This is a genomic window from Desulfosarcina sp., assembly GCF_046496365.1.
In the GTDB taxonomy this organism is placed as follows: Bacteria; Desulfobacterota; Desulfobacteria; order Desulfobacterales; family Desulfosarcinaceae; genus Desulfosarcina.
Map to the genome: position 1 here is coordinate 1 of NZ_JAWOHB010000125.1, position 18207 is coordinate 18207.

17 protein-coding genes are annotated in these 18207 nt (G+C 58.5%); 10 read left to right on the forward strand and 7 right to left on the reverse strand.

Annotated features, from left to right (window positions below):
- The 4 genes from R6V78_RS11285 to R6V78_RS11300 all read right to left on the reverse strand — a co-directional run.
- Nucleotides 1-269 (reverse strand): neutral zinc metallopeptidase (locus R6V78_RS11285; RefSeq protein WP_410289463.1); only part of this gene is annotated, 269 nt, incomplete at its 3' end.
- 613 nt (nt 270-882) lie between these two features.
- Nucleotides 883-1677, reverse strand: coding sequence for a DUF1295 domain-containing protein (locus R6V78_RS11290; RefSeq protein WP_410289464.1), 795 nt, complete (start codon nt 1675-1677; stop codon nt 883-885).
- A gap of 9 nt (nt 1678-1686) precedes the next feature.
- Entirely contained in the window at nt 1687-3075 is a 1389-nt protein-coding gene (locus R6V78_RS11295) for an MFS transporter (protein ID WP_410289465.1), read from the reverse strand.
- A gap of 5 nt (nt 3076-3080) precedes the next feature.
- The gene (locus R6V78_RS11300) at nt 3081-3662 is read right to left on the reverse strand and encodes a chalcone isomerase family protein (protein WP_410289466.1); all 582 of its coding nucleotides are present in this window, start codon (nt 3660-3662) and stop codon (nt 3081-3083) included.
- A gap of 513 nt (nt 3663-4175) precedes the next feature.
- Here R6V78_RS11300 and R6V78_RS11305 point away from each other — a divergent pair.
- The 10 genes from R6V78_RS11305 to R6V78_RS11350 all read left to right on the forward strand — a co-directional run bounded on the left by R6V78_RS11305 (nt 4176) and on the right by R6V78_RS11350 (nt 14634).
- A complete protein-coding gene (locus R6V78_RS11305) occupies nt 4176-5198 on the forward strand; it encodes a hypothetical protein (RefSeq protein ID WP_410289467.1) in 1023 nt (340 codons plus the stop codon).
- A gap of 376 nt (nt 5199-5574) precedes the next feature.
- Nucleotides 5575-7662, forward strand: coding sequence for a molybdopterin-dependent oxidoreductase (locus R6V78_RS11310; protein WP_410289468.1), 2088 nt, complete (start codon nt 5575-5577; stop codon nt 7660-7662).
- 33 nt (nt 7663-7695) lie between these two features.
- On the forward strand, nt 7696-8220 hold the full coding sequence (locus R6V78_RS11315) for a 4Fe-4S dicluster domain-containing protein (RefSeq protein WP_410289469.1): 525 nt from the start codon (nt 7696-7698) through the stop codon (nt 8218-8220).
- The gene (gene rsxC / locus R6V78_RS11320; protein WP_410289470.1) at nt 8220-9674 is read left to right on the forward strand and encodes an electron transport complex subunit RsxC; all 1455 of its coding nucleotides are present in this window, start codon (nt 8220-8222) and stop codon (nt 9672-9674) included. Before R6V78_RS11315 ends, rsxC begins: the two co-directional genes overlap by 1 nt.
- On the forward strand, nt 9674-10732 hold the full coding sequence (locus R6V78_RS11325; RefSeq protein ID WP_410289471.1) for an RnfABCDGE type electron transport complex subunit D: 1059 nt from the start codon (nt 9674-9676) through the stop codon (nt 10730-10732). The genes rsxC and R6V78_RS11325 overlap by 1 nt, the downstream gene beginning before the upstream one ends.
- Complete coding sequence (locus R6V78_RS11330) at nt 10729-11643, forward strand: FMN-binding protein (RefSeq protein WP_410289472.1); 915 nt, start codon at nt 10729-10731, stop codon at nt 11641-11643. The genes R6V78_RS11325 and R6V78_RS11330 overlap by 4 nt, the downstream gene beginning before the upstream one ends.
- 22 nt (nt 11644-11665) lie before the next feature.
- Nucleotides 11666-12289 carry an electron transport complex subunit RsxE gene (gene rsxE / locus R6V78_RS11335; RefSeq protein ID WP_410289473.1) on the forward strand — a complete coding sequence of 208 codons (624 nt, stop codon included), beginning with the start codon at nt 11666-11668 and terminating at the stop codon, nt 12287-12289.
- 1 nt (nt 12290) lies between these two features.
- The gene (locus R6V78_RS11340) at nt 12291-13247 is read left to right on the forward strand and encodes an electron transport complex protein RnfA (protein WP_410289474.1); all 957 of its coding nucleotides are present in this window, start codon (nt 12291-12293) and stop codon (nt 13245-13247) included.
- A gap of 42 nt (nt 13248-13289) precedes the next feature.
- Nucleotides 13290-14180, forward strand: coding sequence for an RnfABCDGE type electron transport complex subunit B (gene rnfB, locus R6V78_RS11345; RefSeq protein ID WP_410289475.1), 891 nt, complete (start codon nt 13290-13292; stop codon nt 14178-14180).
- Nucleotides 14146-14634, forward strand: a complete 489-nt coding sequence (locus R6V78_RS11350) for an iron-sulfur cluster assembly scaffold protein (protein ID WP_410289476.1) — start codon at nt 14146-14148, stop codon at nt 14632-14634. The genes rnfB and R6V78_RS11350 overlap by 35 nt, the downstream gene beginning before the upstream one ends.
- Nucleotides 14635-14670: 36 nt before the next feature.
- Here the strand turns inward: R6V78_RS11350 and R6V78_RS11355 are convergent, their stop codons facing one another.
- Genes R6V78_RS11355 through R6V78_RS11365 form a run of 3 tightly spaced genes read right to left on the reverse strand, consistent with a single transcriptional unit; the run spans nt 14671 to nt 17969 of the window.
- The gene (locus R6V78_RS11355; RefSeq protein WP_410289477.1) at nt 14671-15822 is read right to left on the reverse strand and encodes a hypothetical protein; all 1152 of its coding nucleotides are present in this window, start codon (nt 15820-15822) and stop codon (nt 14671-14673) included.
- 1 nt (nt 15823) lies between these two features.
- A complete protein-coding gene (locus R6V78_RS11360; protein WP_410289478.1) occupies nt 15824-16732 on the reverse strand; it encodes a RimK family alpha-L-glutamate ligase in 909 nt (302 codons plus the stop codon).
- A 1-nt stretch (nt 16733) separates the two neighbouring features.
- Complete coding sequence (locus R6V78_RS11365) at nt 16734-17969, reverse strand: N-acetyltransferase family protein (RefSeq protein WP_410289479.1); 1236 nt, start codon at nt 17967-17969, stop codon at nt 16734-16736.
- Between the last annotated feature and the right edge of the window lie 238 nt (nt 17970-18207).

Sequence of the window (18207 nt, forward strand, 5' to 3'; positions counted from 1 at the left end):
TGACTTTTTACGGGTTCATCATTGTTGAATGTGTCACAACTGGCCATGTCGCCGCTCTCCCATCCCATTTTGAACCATTTAACGCGTTGTGCCGAACTGCCGTGGGTAAACGAATCCGGGCTTACATAACTCTGCGACTGTTTCTGCAGCGTATCATCACCAATGGCGCTGGCAGCAGTCAGCCCTTCTTCTAAATCACCCACGTCGAGCAGTTGCCGCGTGCGGTTGGCGTGATGGGCCCAGACGCCCGCGAGGCAGTCAGCCTGCAACTCCTGTAGGACAGACAGATTGTTAAAAACTTAAATACCATGGGAAGCAGGCGTAACATACCACTACCGCCCCCCATGCTTCCGGATCCAGAGGCTCGCACACCACGTCTATCTTCCACACGGCTGCTTTTGCTATTTTTACGCCAACGCATAATTTTTCTCCCCTCGGCTGATTTTTCGGTGTTACGCGGCTGCCACGCGACCCGTATCCACATGGGCCGGCCCGCATGCGCATGCCGCTAAAAGATCAACGGCTGAAGGACCTGGGTGTCTTAACCCGACAGCTCTTTGAACGACCCTGCCTGGCCGCGTTGTCGGCGGCAGGGCGATCGGGTCCGCATCCCTTGGCGGGGAGCCGGGAGGGTGAAACGCCTTTGTCCACAATTTAATCCATGACGGCAACCCATGTCAAATCATTGAATAGACAGGCTTCGGGTCAGTGGCCAGAATCTTAATGACCAGACAAGCACGCCATGGCCAGCCCACAACAAAAGCCGATCTCAACGATTCGTGTGCCAGCCTGCCAAAACCCAAAGGGAAGACATTGGTTTCGGCCCCAGGCGTATCCATGCGTCGGGAAGCCAGGCGCGGTCCGCCAGATCGATGAGCCGCTTCATCGGTCCTCCTTTTTAGGTGGCCGTGGCAGGAAGGTGCTGGTGCGGTTAATGTATTCGGCGTAGCCTGGACGCCGGGTCTTGAGGGCTGCTTCGGTAAGCGGCACGCCGGTCATCTTCAGCAGGACTGCGGAGATGATGACCGGGCTGACCACCGTCCACCACCCGCCCGGCGTGGCCAGGGCCACCAGGAAGAAACCCCACCAGATCAGAAATTCTCCGAAATAGTTGGGATGGCGGCTCCAGGCCCACAGGCCCCGGTCCATGACCCGTCCGCGGTTTTTCGGATCGGATTTGAACCGGGCCAATTGCCAGTCCCCGACCGACTCGAAAACAAAACCAATCCCCCACACAACGGTACCGGCAACGTCCAGGGCGGTGAATCGGGAGGGTATCGGCGACAGCTGGGCCTTTTGCAGCACCAGGGAGATGAACCAAAGAAAGAGCGCCTGCAGCCAGAACACCTTGAAGAGGCTGACGAACCAGAAGCGCTGCCCGCTTTTCTCCCGCCACCGGCCGTAGCGATGGTCTTCCGCTTGGCCCCAGTTGCGCCAGGTCAAATACCCGGCCAGGCGCAAGCCCCAGCCGGCGGTCAGCACCAGGATCAGCAGGCTGCGTCCGCCAAACCCATTTCCCGTCCAAAAGGTAACACCAGCCACCAGCACGAAGCCCAAGCCCCACAGGCTGTCCACGATGGTGACATTGCGCCGGATTACGCTGACTACCCATCCGGCGGTCATCATCGCGGTAACTGTGGCCAGGTTGATCAGCGCTAGGGTCATCCAGGACTCCATGGTCATTTCCTATCCAATAGTTTCTGCGGGTTTCAGCGGGTCTGCAACGGCATGGCCCGCCTGCCGCCTGCCGATAGCCGCCCGGATGCGGCTATGCATGTCGCCGCTGATGGGGTAGTACACGGCAATGGCGATGGCCAGTAGGTTGCACACGGATGGTATCAGCGCATAGAGGATACGCAGGGTCAAGCGCACCATGTCGGTCTGGATCGCATTGGGGGTGTAGCCCACGGCACCGAGCACAGCCAGCCCCACGCCAACGCCGATGGCGGCGGCCATTTTTTTGGCGATGGACCACAGACCGATGTACTGGCCTTCCCGGCGGCGGCCGGTTTTCAGTTCGTCGTAATCGATCACATCCGCCTGGATGGCCGACGGCAGGGCCAGGGTGGCGCCGAATCCGATGCCGGAGACCACCACCAGGATCGCGTAGATGGCGGTGTCCCCGGGACCCAGAAAAAATACACCCATGAAGGCGCCGGTATTGACCGCCATGGAGGCAATCCAGGCCTCTTTTCTGCCGAAGCGGCGGGCCAGGCGGACCCAGACCGGCAGAAGGAGGATGCCGGTCACGAAGTAGAGCAGGAGGAACAGGTCCGCCTGGTTTGAACCGAGTACGTATTGCACATAATAGAGGATCAGTGTGGCCGGCAGGTTGCTGCCGATGGCGCTGATGGTATAGGCCGCCAGCAGAATCATAAACGGCCGGTTCGCAAAGACCGTTCGAAGGTCCCGCCAGCCGACGGCTGCGGCAACAGAAGGTACATACTCCCTTTCGCGGACGACCCTGACGCACCACCCGCACATGCCCACAACCAGTGGGGCATAGATCATGGAAATCCAGAAAAATTGGCTGCGTTGGCCGGTGGCGTCGTCACCGGTCTGGAAGATGGCCTGCACCAGGGCCGGAGATGCCGCTGCAGCCAGGGTGCCGGCGATCAGAAAACCATCCCGCCAGGCAAACAGGGCCGTTCTGGCATTGTAGTCATAGGTGATTTCCGGACCCAGGGACTCATAGGGAATCGTAACCAGGGTCCAGAACAGAAACAGCGCATAGATCCAGAAGGCAAACCAGACCGTGCTCCAGGCGACCGATGTCACCGGGGGATTGAATAGAAAAATCAGGGCAACGGCGATGAGGATCGAGCCGGCCAAGATATAGGGCCTGCGGCGGCCGAAGCGCGAACGGGTTCTGTCGGACAGGGTCCCCATGAGCGGATCGGTTACGGCATCGAAAAGGCGAACGCCGAAGAGCAGCGCGCCTACCGTGGCAATGTCGATGCCCACCACATCGGTATAGAATTTGGGGATGTACACGTATACCGGAATGCCGATAATCGCCAGGGCAAAGGCCGGCAGGGCATATGCCAGACGCGTTTTAATGGATTCAGTTTGCATGGGGGTTAACCGTCCAGGCCCAGCAGCTCGTTTTTGAATTGTGCATCAAAGGGGTTTTCCCCCAGCCAGAGGGAGAAGATGGCCGCCGCAAAATCCGCACCCTCGATGACACCCAGGCGCCGACCGTTGAGGGCCAGTTCCGTGCCTATCCCGGGAATATAGGTCAACGCATAGCGATCTCCGGGCTCAACGTTCACATAGAGGCTGTTATGGTGGTCGATGCGCGGCCGCAGCCGTTCGATCTCCGGCGCATCCAGGTTTCTGGCCAGTCCCTTGTAGGTCGCCGGTCCGAAGTCCTTGCCTTTCAGCGCGTAAAAATAGGCTACTTCCAGCCGTTTTGGTGTGTCCGCAAGCACCTTGCCAGGGTCAAGGCCGGGCAGGGTGTACAGTGCTCCCGCGTAGGCCTTAATAAACCGCATGTACCGAAGAATCCCCGTGCCCCTGATCTCCAGCAATTGGCTGCCGACCACCACCTGCTTGTCGAAAAAAACACGCCCCACTTCGGTTCCACCTGCGGTGGGTGCGATAAGCATGGTCAGCGTCAAAATGTAAGCGACGGGCTTCGTCAACCACCTTATAATCGTCATCCGGCCACCTCCTTGTCCAGGCGTTACGGTTCCTTTTTGCCTGGTTAATTCTACATCATTAAAATTGCCAGTGTGCAATAAACATTCAATACGATTAGAATCGGTGGTCATTGACAGGTTGAACCTGCCACATTAAGGACTGTCGGGCCGGCTGCGGGGATCAGACGCTGGAGATTGTACCGATCCGGCGAAAGCAGCTGCGGGTATGGCGGTGAGCAGGTGTATGCAGTCAACGCATTGACATTGAAATAGAATTATGTTCAATTTTCATTATCATTCCTGAAAACGGGTCCCTGGCTTCTCAAATACCCATCAAGGCGATGATCCATCGCCCCCTGAAGGGCCAAACAAAGTCTGGCACTCCGTTGCGCAGCGTTTTACCGGGCATCACCGCGAGCTTGCGTTGGGTGATTAATCTGCGCCGCCTGCAGTCAGCAGCAGTGCCCTGTCCCATCAACCATTCAGCGAAGACCCCCTCCCGGCTGGCCGTGGGGCGGTTTCAAAGGAGCCACCATGAAATTCGAGGCTATCAGGAAAGAGACGGTCATCCTCAATCCGCAAAAAGAGATGACTGAGCGGCGCATTCCCAGTGAGATCCGCATCGACCCTTTGACTGGAAGAACCGCCCGGATCTGCCATTTCATGAAATTGCAGTGGGAAAAGCCTGATTTCGATGCTCTCGTGGCCGGCACCGAAGCCTGGTGTCCGTTTTGTGGTGACAAGGTGCTGGAGATAACACCCTGCTTTCCCAGGGACCTGATCGCCGAGGGGCGCATGCAAAAGGACGACATGGTCATTTTCCCCAACATCGCTCCCTACGACAGTATCGGCGCTGTAGCCACCTTCGGTGCGCGCCATTACATTCCCATGACGGCGTTCACGCCTGCCCACATGGCCGACGCGTTCGGTTTTGTCCTGGAGTTCTTCCGCCGCGTGGCGGCCGCCGGTCATCCGGAATCCGTCTATCATATCGTCAATTGGAACTATATGCCGCCGGCGGGTAGTTCGCTGATCCACCCCCACCTGCAGGTTTTCTCCACATCCACCGCTCCCAATCTCATGCGACAGGAGATCGAGGCTTCCCAAAACTACAGGGACGCCCATGGATCCACCTACTGGGATGACCTGGTGGCTGCGGAAAAGGACTCCGGCCAACGCTACCTGGGGCGGATTGGCCGCACGCACTGGATGACCGCCTTCGCTCCCATGGGCGTTGCCGGGGATGTCCTGGCCGTTGTGGAAGATGCCCGCTGCACGCTGGATCTGACCGTTGAAGACCTGAAGGACATGGCCACCGGCCTTGCCCGATTGATGGACGCATACGATAAGATGGGGCTCTACAGCTTCAATATGAATTTCTTCACGGCTGTCTGGGGGGACGACCACTTCCGGTTTCATCTGATCTTCTCGCCGCGCACTTTTTTCAACCAGAAGCTGGGCACACCGGACATCGGCGCCCTGCGCAACCTGTTCAACGAAACCCTGTGTATGGCCTATCCGGAGGAGATCAATGCACTGCTGAAGAAAGGCTTTTGAACCAAAAATCAAAAGTTTGGCTGCTTAAATCATTGATGCTGCCGGTTGCAATGAATTCCTGAAGCATATCGAATTCGTCCTCGCCGATTCCTCTGCGGCATGATCTGCCTGGGCGGTGTTGAGCCATCACGCCCATCTTTTCCAGAATCCTCAGTAATCCGTTCTCCGCCAAAACCAAACCGACCGCCTGTTGCCGCTGCCGCCGTTTTTGGAAATCAACATTTGTCTTTTTTAGGTTGACAATCCGCGCATATGTTCATTATAATCGCGCATATGCTCATTAAGCACCGGGCTGATTCGAGGTGAAACAGACCGTATATCGGGGTCACACCGGGATCATTTTTTATTTTTCCGCCAATGCTGGAGGGACCATTCAATGAAAAAGGTTGTTTATACGCTCTGTTTTATGTGTTCCGTACGCTGTCCGATCCAGGTTGAGGTAGAAAATGAACAGGTGGTCAGAATTCGGGGCAATCCCCACGTGCCGGCCATGAACGGCGGCATATGCCCCAAGGCTGCTGCGGCAGTGGCCAGCCTGAATGATACCCAGAGGGTGCGATTTCCCCTGATTCGCACCGGTGAGCGCGGTTCAGGCCAGTGGAAACGGGTGAGCTGGGAAGATGCCCTGGATTACACCGCCGATCGGTGCAAGCATATCTTCGACACTTACGGGGCCAAAAGTTCGATTTACTGCGAGCGGGCTAACCTGATATCCGATATCTCCAAGTCGTTTCAAAAGGCCATCGGCTCCCCGAACCATTTCACCCACGATACGGTCTGCAAGGGGTCCATCAACACGGCCTGCCGCTCGATCATCGGTTACACCGACGGCCAGATCAACGCCGACTGGTCCAATGCCAAGCACGTGGTCCTTTATGGCCGCAATGTTTTTGAATCCCTCGAAATCAAGGCCATGAACAGCTTTATTGCGGCCATGGAAAAGGGAACCAGGCTGACCTACATCGATCCGCGGGTAACGATCACGGCGGCCAAGGCCACCGATTACAAGATGATCCGTCCTGGCAGTGACCTGGCGCTCAATTACGCCCTGATGCATGTCATCATCGAGGAAAATCTCTACGATGCCCATTACGTGAGGCGGTGGGTGGAGGGATTTGAAGAGCTGTGCAGCTTTGTCATTCCTTATACGCCGCAATGGGCCGAGACGGAAACGGGGATCCCGGCTGCGGAAATCGTCAAACTGGCCCGGGATGTCAGCAAGGTCAAGCCGGCGGTGGTCTTCCATTACGGCTATCGCGGCTCTCACCACCCGACGGAGACTTACTTTCGCCGTTCGATCATGATCCTGAATGCGCTGATGGGCAGCATTGAAAGCAAGGGAGGCATTTTTATCAAAAAGGGCCTCAAGGACGCGGGCTACCAGGCCGGGCTCAAGACCTTTTCATCCCAGAAGTTCCCCGAGATGGAGGACACCCGCCGCTTCGACGGGTGCGGCCAGGATACCTTCCCCATCGCTGATCCAGCCCATGGCGTAGGCTTCATGTTGCCCCATGCGATCCTGAACGAAGAACCCTATCCGATCAAGGTTTTGTTTGCCTTTCGCTACGACCCGTTGCTGTCCAACCCGGACTATAACACCAATCTCAAGGCACTCAGGAAACTGGACCTGATCGTGGCCAGCGATGTCAACTTCGGGGGCACCACAGCCCTGGCGGATGTGGTTTTACCCGAATCGTTCTTCCTGGAGCGCTCCGACCCGCTGCAAATGGGATCCAGTTTGAAACCGGCCATCAACCGCCGGATCGCCTGCGTTGGACCCCGCTTCGATACCAAGCCGATGTGGTGGATTGTCAAGCAGTTGGCCGATCGTCTGGGCGCCGGTCACTATTTTCCCTTTGAAACGGCCGAAGACATCTGGAATTACCAACTGGCGGACCTGGATATCCAGATCGAAGATTTCGACGCGACCGGTTTCGTCTCCCTCGCCGACAAGGCCATCTGGTGGGACCGCAACGACGGGATCACCTTCAAGACCCCTTCCGCCAAAATCGAGGTCGTCTCCGACCTGATGGAAAGGCACGGAATCCCATCGCTGCCGCCCTATGAGCCACTCGATGTCGAGCCGGGGGCCTTCCGGCTCATGTGCGGCCGCTGCGTGGCCCATACCAACGTGATGACCCAGAACAATCCCTACCTCAACTATCTGGTTCCCGAAAATCGGCTCTGGATCAACGTCAACCGGGCCAAGGAACTGGGGATTGCAGACAACGACCGCATCATTGTCGAATCCAAGACAGGCAAAGCGGAAATGCGCGCCTACGTCACCGACATGATCCACCCCGAAGCGGCTTTCATGCTCCATGGGTTCGGTCACAAGGAGATCGAGAGTAAACGCAGTTATGGAAAAGGCGTCGCCGATGCGCTCTTTCAGGAGCGCCACTACGACAGAATCGGCGGTAGTCCGGCCCTGGACCACAGTTGGATCACGGTTAAAAAGATCTGAAACCCCATCGGTTTACTGGAGGTATTTGAAGATATGGGCGATTACATCATTTCCACCAATCCGCAGCGCTGCATTGCCTGCCATGCCTGTGAGATAGCCTGTAAATCGGAAAAAAGAGTCCCGCTGGAGGCAACCCTGGGCAAAATCGTCGTCTTGGGACCCAAGATGGTCAATGGCAAACCCAAGATGACCTCCGTCTTCGTTGCCTGTTTTCATTGTGAACAGGCATGGTGTATGGAGGCCTGCCCCACGGAGGCAATCCGTCGGCGGGAAAAAGACGGCCTGGTCTATATCCTCGACAGCCTGTGCGTGGGCTGCAAGGCCTGCATCATGGCTTGTCCGTGGCACATCCCCCAGTGGAACGCGGAGGCCGGCAAGGCGATCAAGTGCGACCTGTGCATGGATCGCATCGACGCTGGCGAGGAGCCGGTGTGCGTGTCGGTCTGCCCGACCAACGCGCTGCAGTTCGGCAGACCCGAGGACCTTTCCAACAGTACCCGGGAAGCTTACGGGAACGGATTGCTCGAAAAGAAACTCTGGGCGGCAAAGGTGCGTTGATGACGACCTCACTGGCGACTTTTCCCAAGGGCGGGGTCCACCCCATGGAAAACAAGGACCTCACCAACACATTGCCCATCGAAAGGATGCCCGATCCGTGTAAGGTGTCATTGTTTCTCAAACAGCATGTTGGGGCTCCCTGTGAAATGGCCGTGCCGCACCGGCCTGATCCGTCGATAGCCGACGGACTTCTTTTCGCCACTGAGAACCCCGGGGGAGTGCTTCGGCTTCTGGTGGACAGAAAGGACCGCGTCAAGGAGGGCGACCGGGTCGGTGAAATCGGCACCCGACTCGGCGCAGTGCTTCATGCCAGCGTCGGAGGAACGGTTCAGGGAGTGGAGACCGTGCTTCACTTTCAAGTGGGCAAGGCCCCGGCGATTGTCATCCGGACGGATCCCGAGGCCGTCGCCCCGGCCTATGCCGCGGTGGACTGGCGCCAATTATCCCGGGAGCAGATCCAGGAGCGCATTGCCGCCGCCGGCATCGTCGGTCTGGGGGGCGCCGGTTTTCCCACCGATGTCAAGCTCAACGTCAAGCCGGGTGTAAAGCTCGACACCCTTATTCTGAACGGCGCCGAGTGCGAACCATACATCACCTGCGATCACCGTGTCATGGTGGCGCACGCCCGGGAGATCGTCGAAGGGGCCAGGATCCTGCTGACCGTCCTGGGCGTTGCCTGTTGCGTTATCGGGGTGGAAAACAACAAACCGGACGCCATTGCGGCCTTGAACGAAGCCATCATCCAGGCGGACCCGGGAGATGGGTTCAAGATCGCGGTCAAACCGCTGGCGGTCAAGTATCCCCAGGGCTCAGCCGATCAGATCATGCAGAGCCTCACCGGTCGAATCAGGCCGTCGGGCCGGCGCTCATCGAGCATCGGCATCATCGTTCAAAACGTCTACACCACCAAGACGGTTTACGATGCCGTGGTTCTGGGCAAGCCCCTGACGGACCGGGTGATAACCGTTACCGGACGCGGGATTGCGCGGCCGGCCAACCTGCGGGTCAAGATCGGCACCCATATTGGGGAAATCGTGGATTACCTGGGCGGCACCACGGCGGACCTGTGCAAGGTCGTGGTCGGCGGCCCGATGATGGGCTTTGCCGTTTCCGACCTGGATATCCCGATCACCAAGACGACCCCGGGCGTGTTGTTTCTGACCCATGCCGAAGTCGATGCACACGCACACGGACCCTGCATCCGCTGCGGGTTTTGCCTGGATGCCTGCCCCATGGGGCTGGAGCCGAACAACATCGGTATCTACGTGGAGGCGGGCAGGGGAGCGGAGACTGAACCCTTCGGTTTCATGGACGATTGTTTCGAGTGCGGAAGCTGCGCCTACGTCTGTCCGGCCAAACGTCCCCTGGTGCAGTTCATCCGCCTGGCCCGGTTGGAGGTCAACCAGGCCCGCAAGCTTAAAGAAATCCGGGAACAGAAAAGAAAAACAGGCTAATGGCAGCAAAAATATCCCCAATTGTCAATCAGCCATGTGACCGTGTGGACGGGCACCACCTGCTGGTATCGGTATCACCGCATCTGAAAACCGATATAACCGTGGCACGGATCATGTGGACCGTGGTTGCCTGCCTGATGCCGCCGCTGGTCTTGTCGGTCTTCGTCTTCGGTTTTCAGACCCTGATCATTACCGCCGTGAGCGTGGTCAGCTGTCTGGCCACCGAAGCGGTTTCGCAAAAGCTGCTGGGTCGGCCGATCACCGTTAAAGATGGCAGCGCCGTGATCACGGGGGTTCTGCTGGCCTACGTGATTCCACCCGGGGTCCCGCTGTGGATGCCCATTCTCGGGGCGGTAATGGCGATCTTCGTCACCAAGACGCTCATGGGCGGTTTGGGGTTCAACATCTTCAACCCGGCATTGATCGGCCGCGCATTCCTGGTGGCCACCTACCCGGTGAGCATGACCACGGCCTGGCTGGAGCCGATCCGCAGCGCGGCGATTTTCAGCTACATGGACGCCGGTGTGGATGCCGTCAGTTCGGCCACGCCGCTTTATGTTTTGAAGCATTACGGCATGGCGGCCATGCGCGAGCAGTTCGGGTCCCGGGCATCGATGTACACCGACTTTTTTTTGGGTGTGATGCCCGGCTGCATCGGTGAGACCTCCGCCCTGCTGCTGCTGGTCGGGGGTATGTATCTGATTTTTAAACGCTACATCAACTGGCACATTCCGGTCTCAACCATCGCGACCGTGGCTGTGTTGACCTGGATCTTCGGCGGTGAGCGGATGTTCACCGGTGATCCACTGCTCGCAGTGCTTTCCGGCGGGGTGATGCTGGGGGCATTTTTCATGGCCACCGATTATGTGACCTGTCCGACGCCGCGCAGCGGCCAGGTGGTTTTCGGGGTCGGCGTCGGGGCCCTGACCGTCCTGATCCGCCTCAAGGGCGGCTATCCGGAAGGCGTCTGCTACGCGATACTGCTGATGAACCCCTTAACGCCGGCCCTGGATCAGTGGTTCAAGCCGAAGCGTTTCTCCCGGGGGGCGGACCAATGAGAGAAATCATCAAGATTACCATTGCCCTGACGATCTCCTGCCTGGTGGCGGGGTTGGTGATCGGAACGACCTTCATCTTCACGGCCAGGGCCAAGCAGCAAAACGAACATCTTAACGTGCAGCAGACCATGCTCGGCCTGCTCGGCTACGGCAAAAACAACCCGGCCCCACCTGAACTGAGGCTGCGCCAGGTCCACCGCTACATCGTCAAGGACGGCGCGTCGACCCGCATGGGGTATTTGCTGCCGGTCGAGGCCGGCTCCGACGAGGGCTACGAATTGATGCTGCTTGACTTGAATGGGAATTTCATCGACCGCCGCGCCTTGGCCATGACCGGCGAAACCGCCCTGTCGGCCGACGATCGCAAAAAAGCCTTGGTGCGTGTCATGAAGCCCTCCATGGAGATCGACTTCGCCGACACGATGATCATCGCCTGCATGGGCGATCGGCGCAGCGCCTATTTGCTGCCGGGCGAGTTCCCCGGTTTCAAGACCTTCATCAAGGCCATGGTGGCCCTGGGGGCCGATTTCGAGATGCTCGGTCTGGAAGTCATCGAACACGAGGAAGACCCGGGTTTGGGCGCAGAGATTACGCAGGATTATTTCAAGAACCAGTTCATCGGCAAGTCCTTCGAGAAGCTCAGGCGCCTGACCGTTGTCAAAGAGCCGATTCCTGCCGATTACGAAAAATTCCTGAAAAGCATCGGATTAAAAGACGGCGGACCGTCGGCGCAGGCGATGGCCGAGATGGAAAAACGCTATCAGGACAAGGATATCCATGCTTTGACAGGTGCCACCATCTCCAGTACCGCCGTGACCCTCGGCGTCAGGAACATGGTTAAGAAGTTCGCCTACCGCATCCAGATCATGGACCGGGCGATCGATGCCGGTGGTATTCCGGTGTTATTCTAATCCAAGAAAGGGGATATCTGCTGTGGCAGCGACCACCAAAACCAATTTCCAACTGGTCGTCAATGGACTGCTCAACGAAAACCCCATTTTCCGCCTGGCCCTGAGCATGTGTCCGGCCGTGGGAATCAGCACCACGGTGGTAAACGGGTTGCTTCTCGGGGTGGCAGTTCTCTTCGTACAGGTCTTTTCCAGCTGCACCATCGCGCTGATCAAGGATTACATTCATCCGCGGATCCGGATCCCGACCTACACCCTGACCATCGCCACATGGGTGACGGTGATCGACCTGGTGCTGGCCGCCTATCTACCGGTGGCTTACAAGGCCATGGGCATCTTCGTGCGTCTGATCGTGGCCTTTGCCATCATCACCATGCGGCTGGAGGTCTTTGCCTGCCGCAACACCGTCAGCGCCTCATTCTGGGACGGCATCGGCATGGGCTTCGGGTTCATGCTTGGCATGGTGACGCTCGGGACAGTGCGCGAGATTTTGGGCATGGGCACCTTTATGGGCTGCGACCTGCTCGGGTTCCGGCCACTTCTGTTCTTTGTGCTGCCGGCGGCCGGCTTTTTCCTGGTCGGGTTCATGATGGCCATCTTCAATTACGTGGAAACGGTGCTCCGCCGCAAAGCGCAGCGAGGAGCGTGAGATGAAAAAAGAAGTGACCGCGCTCATGGCTATCGCCGTGGCAATGGCGGTGATGATTATCGGCGGCTGTGAAAACGCGCCGCGATTCGTCAAGAAGGCCGATTTCAAAGCCAACAACGCGATTGTACTGACCTTTGCCGGACCGGTGGACGCAAATTGGGCTGCCGACCACGCCAATTTTACGGTCAATGAGAAGCCCGATCCGGACATTCTGCTGGAAATCGAACGTACATGGTTAAGCTCCGATCACACCCAACTGACAATCGTGCTGACCGACCCTTTGAACACGGACCAGCCCCACCAGGTGGCGGCCAAGGAAATTCTGGCCCAGGGCCGGAATCTGGGCACCCGCACCGTCACGGTGGTTAAATTTTACCTTGGGCATCTTTTGGGGATTTTCCTCGGCGCCTTGGTCATCCAAAACTTCGTTTTTTCCAAGTACCTGGGCCTGTGTGTTTTTTTCGGCACCTCCCAGAAAAAGTCCACCGCTGTGGGCATGGGCATCACCTTCACCATCGTTATCGTGTTCGCCTCCCTGATGAGCTGGTTTCTCTACCAGTTCGTGCTTACGCCTTATCGGCTCGACTACTTGCAGATCATCGTTTTCATCGGACTGGTATCGCTCACCGTCCAGGCCGTGGACACCATCTTGCGCAAGATCAACCCGGCCCTGTTCAAGGCTTTCGGGGTTTACCTGGTGCTGGTAATTGCCAACTGCATCGTCATCGCGGTGCCGTTGATCCTGGCCGACAACGCGTTCAACATGCTCGAAAGCCTCATGCTGGCCCTGGGGGCCGGGCTGGGTTTTTTATTGGCGCTTTTTTTGATGTCGTCCGTGCGCGAACGGCTCGAATTCGCAAATGTCCCCGGGTCTTACCGGGGGCTGCCGATCGCCTTCATTGTGGCCGGGCTTTTTGCGCTGTCCTTCATGGGCTTTTCCGGGATGTCGATTTTTTAGTCGCTGCGAGATTCTTTCTCGCGTGCAATCGAGGAGACAGCGATGGATCCGTCATACATCAAACTGGCGATCGGGGGGCTGGCGCTGCTGGGCAGCATCGGGATTTTCTTCGGCATCGGGCTGGCCTTGGCGGCCCATAAGTTCGCCGTCGAAGTCAATCCCAAGGTGGAGGCGGTCAAAGAGGTACTGGCCGGAGCCCAGTGCGGCGGTTGCGGATTCGCCGGGTGTGAAGCCTATGCCGAGGCTGTGGTCAACGATCCGGATGTCCCGCCCAACTTGTGCTATCCGGGCAGGGCCTCGGTGGCCGAGGCCGTGGCCCGCATCACCGGGAAACAGATGGGGGCGGTTGAGGACTTGGTGGCGGTGGTTCACTGTGCCAGATCCATTCGCCGGGACTATCAGAAATACGATTACATCGGCTACGGGGTCTGCTCGGGGGCCAACCTGGCCTTTGCCGGTCCAACGGACTGCCAGTTCGGGTGCGTCGGTTTCGGCGAATGTGCGGGGGCCTGTCCCTTTGATGCCATCACCATGGAAAACCATTTTCCGGTGATCGACGAAAACCTGTGTGTGGGCTGCGGCACCTGCGTCATGACCTGCCCGAAACACTTGATCACCTTGGTGCCCAAAACGGCTCGCGCCGTGGTGCGCTGCAGCAGCCGGGACAGCGGCAAGATGACTCACCAGATCTGTGCGGCGGGCTGCATGCATTGCATGTCCTGCGTGCGGGCCTGTCCCGCTGAGGCCGTGGCCCTGGTCGACGGGGTTATCCGCATCGATCACCACACGTGCATGCAATACGGTCCGCAATGCGGCGAGGCCTGCATCAAGGCATGTTTCATCGCGCATGCCATCCAACCCTATTGCGTGCGTCCCCTGTTTCAGAAGGAAGCGGGCCATGAGCCCACTCCCCAGGAGGCGCTGGCCCTGTAAGAGCGACCGCAACCGGAAAGGCGGCTGCCCGATCATGAACGGTGTCAACATCCTGCTGGGTACCGGGATCCTCCTGGTCGTCGCCTTGGCGTGGTTTGCCGTCTATTACTGGCTAACCCCCCACGTGGTCAAACCGGACGGCAAAGCGCGCATTGTCGGGACCTGCGGCGACGTGATGGAGATCTGCCTGAAATTCAAGGATCAGTGCATGGCAAAGGGCGCTTCGTGGACCAATGGCTGTGCTCACAGCTTCAACTGTGTCTGCGCGGCAGTGGACCTCTCCAGGGGAAAAACTCCCCAGGAGATCCTGGATATCGATGCGGCCATGATTCGGCAGGCTGTCGGCGGATTGCCCAGGGACCACTGGCACTGCTCGACCCTGGCGGCCGACACGCTGCACGCGGCCATAGACGACTACATGCAGGCTGATCTAAAGAGATCAACGCCGCCCTGAAACATGCACCTGGGCGTTGCCAATCAACAGCAGCGATTACCCGTTTCCAGGCGGCCGTCCGGTTCTGTCGGTTAATTTGCGTTCTATCTTTTCCGCCAGATCCTGTCTGCCCCGCCTGCGCAGCGGTTCGATCAGCTCTTTGTAAAAGGGTTCACGCACCCGGATGGTAATGCTGAACGCGTCCAGCCAAGCCGGATCCACCTTGTCCGCTTCAAAGGCACGGGTTTTGTGCAGCAGGTCCAAGGCTTCCAATTCAAGCATGGTACGTACGCACTTCTCGCAGCGTCCGCAGTTGAGTTTGTCGGGTAGATTGGCCAGGCAGACGCGAAAATTCTGGAAGGCTACATCCCATCCGGCCACGATTTTTAATTTTTCCATTCGGGACAATCCCACATCACGGTGACGGATCTGAAGGTCGGTGCTGCCGTACTCCGGGTCCAGCAGGGGGTGGGAACCGCACGGGTGCAAGTGGGGGATGTCGTAGGAGGAGGCCAGCCAGGCCAGATTGATGCGGGGTGAAAAGGCATGCACGGCGGCGGCCAGCACGGCTCCAAAAAACTGGTTCAGCCACAGGTCGCGGTTGTCGCACAGGTGCCTGATGTTGGTATAAATGGGAATCAGCGTAAGGCCGGTGTCCTCCGCCACGGGCGTCATGGCTGCCCTGGCCCGTTCGAACACAGGATATTTTGCACCCCGCTCGATCACGCCGCCGATGTCGAAGCCGTGAACCAGCAGGGCGTCTTTGGGATACCCGGGGTGCGTCGGGGCATAACTGTCCTTGATCCGTTTAAGGGCGGCCAGGGAATCCATGCCGCCGGACAGAAAGATTGCCGCATGGCGTTTTTTTGAAGTCTGCAGGGCCGTCTGGGTCAGCGGCGCATCGATGGCCAGGGGCTGAAAGGTGCCACCGGTCCAGTGGTGCATGAGGGCCATGACCGTTTCCAGTCCCTCTTTGAGCCGTGGGCAGACAGGCTCGTCAAGGGCCAGTCGCCGCTCACCGAACCACAGGGCTGGGATGATGCAGCCCACGGCAAAGGCGTGGGGGTTGGCAAAGATGCCTTCAGCATATTCGGTTTCAGTTTCGATGAAGATCTCCTGCGCCGGCTGATCGCAATCCTCGAAGCGGACTGCAGCCACGGCCCGGATCAGGCCATGGTTCTTTTTTACATGCAGATTGGAAAGTTTCATTTCAGACGTCCGTGGGGTGTCGTTTTTCGTGATACCGGTCTGTGGCAAACCGGATGATCCGTCCGGCGATGTCACGCCCGGTGGCTGCCTCCAGACCCTTGAAACCCGGTGAGTAGTTCACTTCCACGATGAATGGGCGGCCATCGCTGTCCACGATGATGTCCACACCGGCCACGTCGCATCCTACGACCGCTGCGGCGCTCAGGGCGATTTGTTTGAGATCGGTTGCAAGCACCGTGGATCGTATCTCGCTCCCCAGATGAAAATTGGCCCGAAATTCACCGCTGGCCGGAACAAGAGAGGCTGCACAGATCAATGCCCCGCCGATGACCAGCGCCCGGATGTCCCGGCGTTTTTCCGCCGGGATGTAGCGCTGAACCATCAGTCCCCGTTGCGGATTCAACGCGGGCAGGCCTCGCCGGCGGGCATCGACTCCGTCCATGATCAGCAATACGCCGTCTCCCTGACGCCCGCTGACTGGCTTGACTACCACCGGGTAGCCGCCCAATTGATCAACTGCCTGAAAAAATCCGGATTCGTGGTTGATGAAAACGGTGTCGGGGCAGGGCAGGCCGGCGGCCGTCAGCACCTGCTGGGTGATAAATTTGTTGCGGGCGATGCTGACGGCTTGATGATCGTTGACCATTGGAACGCCCATGAGCTGAAACTGGCCCATCAGGGCCAGGCAGGCATCGCCGACCTGGGCACCCTGCCTCGGCATCACCACGTGAGGCAGACCCGCACCATTTTTAGCGGTCACCCCCAACTGTCCTGCCACCATTTTTGGCCACTGGCGATAGGGGTGGATCAGTACCGCCTCATGACCGGCAATTCCGGCCGCTTCCAGCAGGCGGCGGTTGGGGTGGTAGCCGGGTTCCTGTACCGTGATGATGCCGATGCGCAAGGTCATTTCATGACCTCTTTTCCCCGTCGGTGGCGATCATCCACTCCGGCATCCAGATGCCCACCTGCTTACCGGCTTTTTCACTGAAATAGGCAGCCACCTTGCGGGTGCGGTTGCGCATGGCGATAACCTTGGTGGCGGCATTGTCCTCGGCGATGACCGAAAAAATCTTACGGTCGCCGGCCCGCCGGGTCAGCCCTTCAAGAAGTTTGGTCCCGATACCCAGGCCGCGGTATTCGGGCCGTACGGACGTGTACCCCCGTTCCAGGAAACCGGTGAGGTCCAGTCCCGACAGACGGCGGACGGTGTCGATGTATTCGCGCCTGGGGTTCTTGAGGCTGGAATTGCCGACAATTACGCCTTTTTCCTGCACGTAGCCGATGAGATGGGCCCTTTCCAGATTGAAACGCACGTGGGTGTCCGCCACCGTCCCTCCCGCCGCCACCATGGCGCAGATTTCTTCCAGGCATCCGTCGGGCAACGCGTCAGGTGCCAGAAAGTGGTATTCAAGGGCGTCGCCAACTGTATAGATGCGCTCGCCGTCGTCATCGACACGCATCCTGAGCAGCCGTGCCTTGGTCAAATGGTCTGCCAGCAGAAAGCGGTCGACCGGATCGGATGCCTTGTGCCACAAGGGTTGGCCGGGAAGCGGTCGCACCGGACCGTAGGTCAGACCGGAATTGCAGCACCCATTGCCGGCGTCGACCGCCTCCCACGAATGCACGATGTTCGGATGGCTGGAGACGGTCCTGCAGTTTTCCGCGGTCGCGGCTGTCCCTTCGAGCACCAAATGGTTCCAGGCCCCGGTCCGGGAAAAGGTTTTGAAGAAACCCAAATCCGGGAGGGGGCCCGTAATCCGCCATTGGATCTGGACGATGGCGCCACCTGCATGGATGGTCATGATCGCCGGTTTTACAGACCGGTCAATCCGGCAGCACAGGGATACGCGCAGGTCTGGCTGCCGTTGGTTAAGTGTTGTCATGATGTTTTGCAGGCGAACCGGCTCGATATCATCCGTGAACATGCAATGGACCGTGCCGGTTTGCGCCGACAGGCGGACCAGGAGATCGACAAAGCCTTTGCAGCCCCCGCTGAAAATGTCCGGACCGCCCCCCAGCATGTGGGTTGTCACCACCCGACCGGTAAAGATCCGCCGGGCCTGTGCCACGGTCGCCGGCTGCGGGAGGGGCGCTGCCGGGGGCGGATGAATCAGCAGAATTGAATGCGGCGGTGCAAGGGTCATACGGGTTGATTTCCAATTGCGGGGTATCGGTGCTGCTGCGATAGTTGGCAATCATTTCAGAAGGATCCCACCGGTCCGAAATATATGGAACTTGCCCGCTTGTGTCAATTGCAAAGGCCCCGGGATACCAGCCGTGAGGCCGTCTTGACGCATAGGCTTGCTAATTTGACGATTTTGAAGTAGATGTGTGCATCTGGTTATCGAGGCCCCCCTAAAGGATTGCCGCAGCCATGAAGAT

Coding starts and splice junctions, on each gene's coding strand:
- R6V78_RS11310 (WP_410289468.1), top strand. CDS start 5,575: ATGAAAAAGGTTGTTTATACGCTCTGTTTTATGTGTTCCGTACGCTGT.
- R6V78_RS11340 (WP_410289474.1), top strand. CDS start 12,291: ATGAAAAAAGAAGTGACCGCGCTCATGGCTATCGCCGTGGCAATGGCG.
- R6V78_RS11350 (WP_410289476.1), top strand. CDS start 14,146: ATGAGCCCACTCCCCAGGAGGCGCTGGCCCTGTAAGAGCGACCGCAAC.
- rsxC (WP_410289470.1), top strand. CDS start 8,220: ATGACGACCTCACTGGCGACTTTTCCCAAGGGCGGGGTCCACCCCATG.
- R6V78_RS11325 (WP_410289471.1), top strand. CDS start 9,674: ATGGCAGCAAAAATATCCCCAATTGTCAATCAGCCATGTGACCGTGTG.
- R6V78_RS11365 (WP_410289479.1), bottom strand. CDS start 17,969: ATGACCCTTGCACCGCCGCATTCAATTCTGCTGATTCATCCGCCCCCG.
- R6V78_RS11360 (WP_410289478.1), bottom strand. CDS start 16,732: ATGACCTTGCGCATCGGCATCATCACGGTACAGGAACCCGGCTACCAC.
- R6V78_RS11305 (WP_410289467.1), top strand. CDS start 4,176: ATGAAATTCGAGGCTATCAGGAAAGAGACGGTCATCCTCAATCCGCAA.
- R6V78_RS11330 (WP_410289472.1), top strand. CDS start 10,729: ATGAGAGAAATCATCAAGATTACCATTGCCCTGACGATCTCCTGCCTG.
- R6V78_RS11315 (WP_410289469.1), top strand. CDS start 7,696: ATGGGCGATTACATCATTTCCACCAATCCGCAGCGCTGCATTGCCTGC.
- R6V78_RS11355 (WP_410289477.1), bottom strand. CDS start 15,822: ATGAAACTTTCCAATCTGCATGTAAAAAAGAACCATGGCCTGATCCGG.
- R6V78_RS11290 (WP_410289464.1), bottom strand. CDS start 1,677: ATGGAGTCCTGGATGACCCTAGCGCTGATCAACCTGGCCACAGTTACC.
- R6V78_RS11295 (WP_410289465.1), bottom strand. CDS start 3,075: ATGCAAACTGAATCCATTAAAACGCGTCTGGCATATGCCCTGCCGGCC.
- R6V78_RS11300 (WP_410289466.1), bottom strand. CDS start 3,662: ATGACGATTATAAGGTGGTTGACGAAGCCCGTCGCTTACATTTTGACG.
- rnfB (WP_410289475.1), top strand. CDS start 13,290: ATGGATCCGTCATACATCAAACTGGCGATCGGGGGGCTGGCGCTGCTG.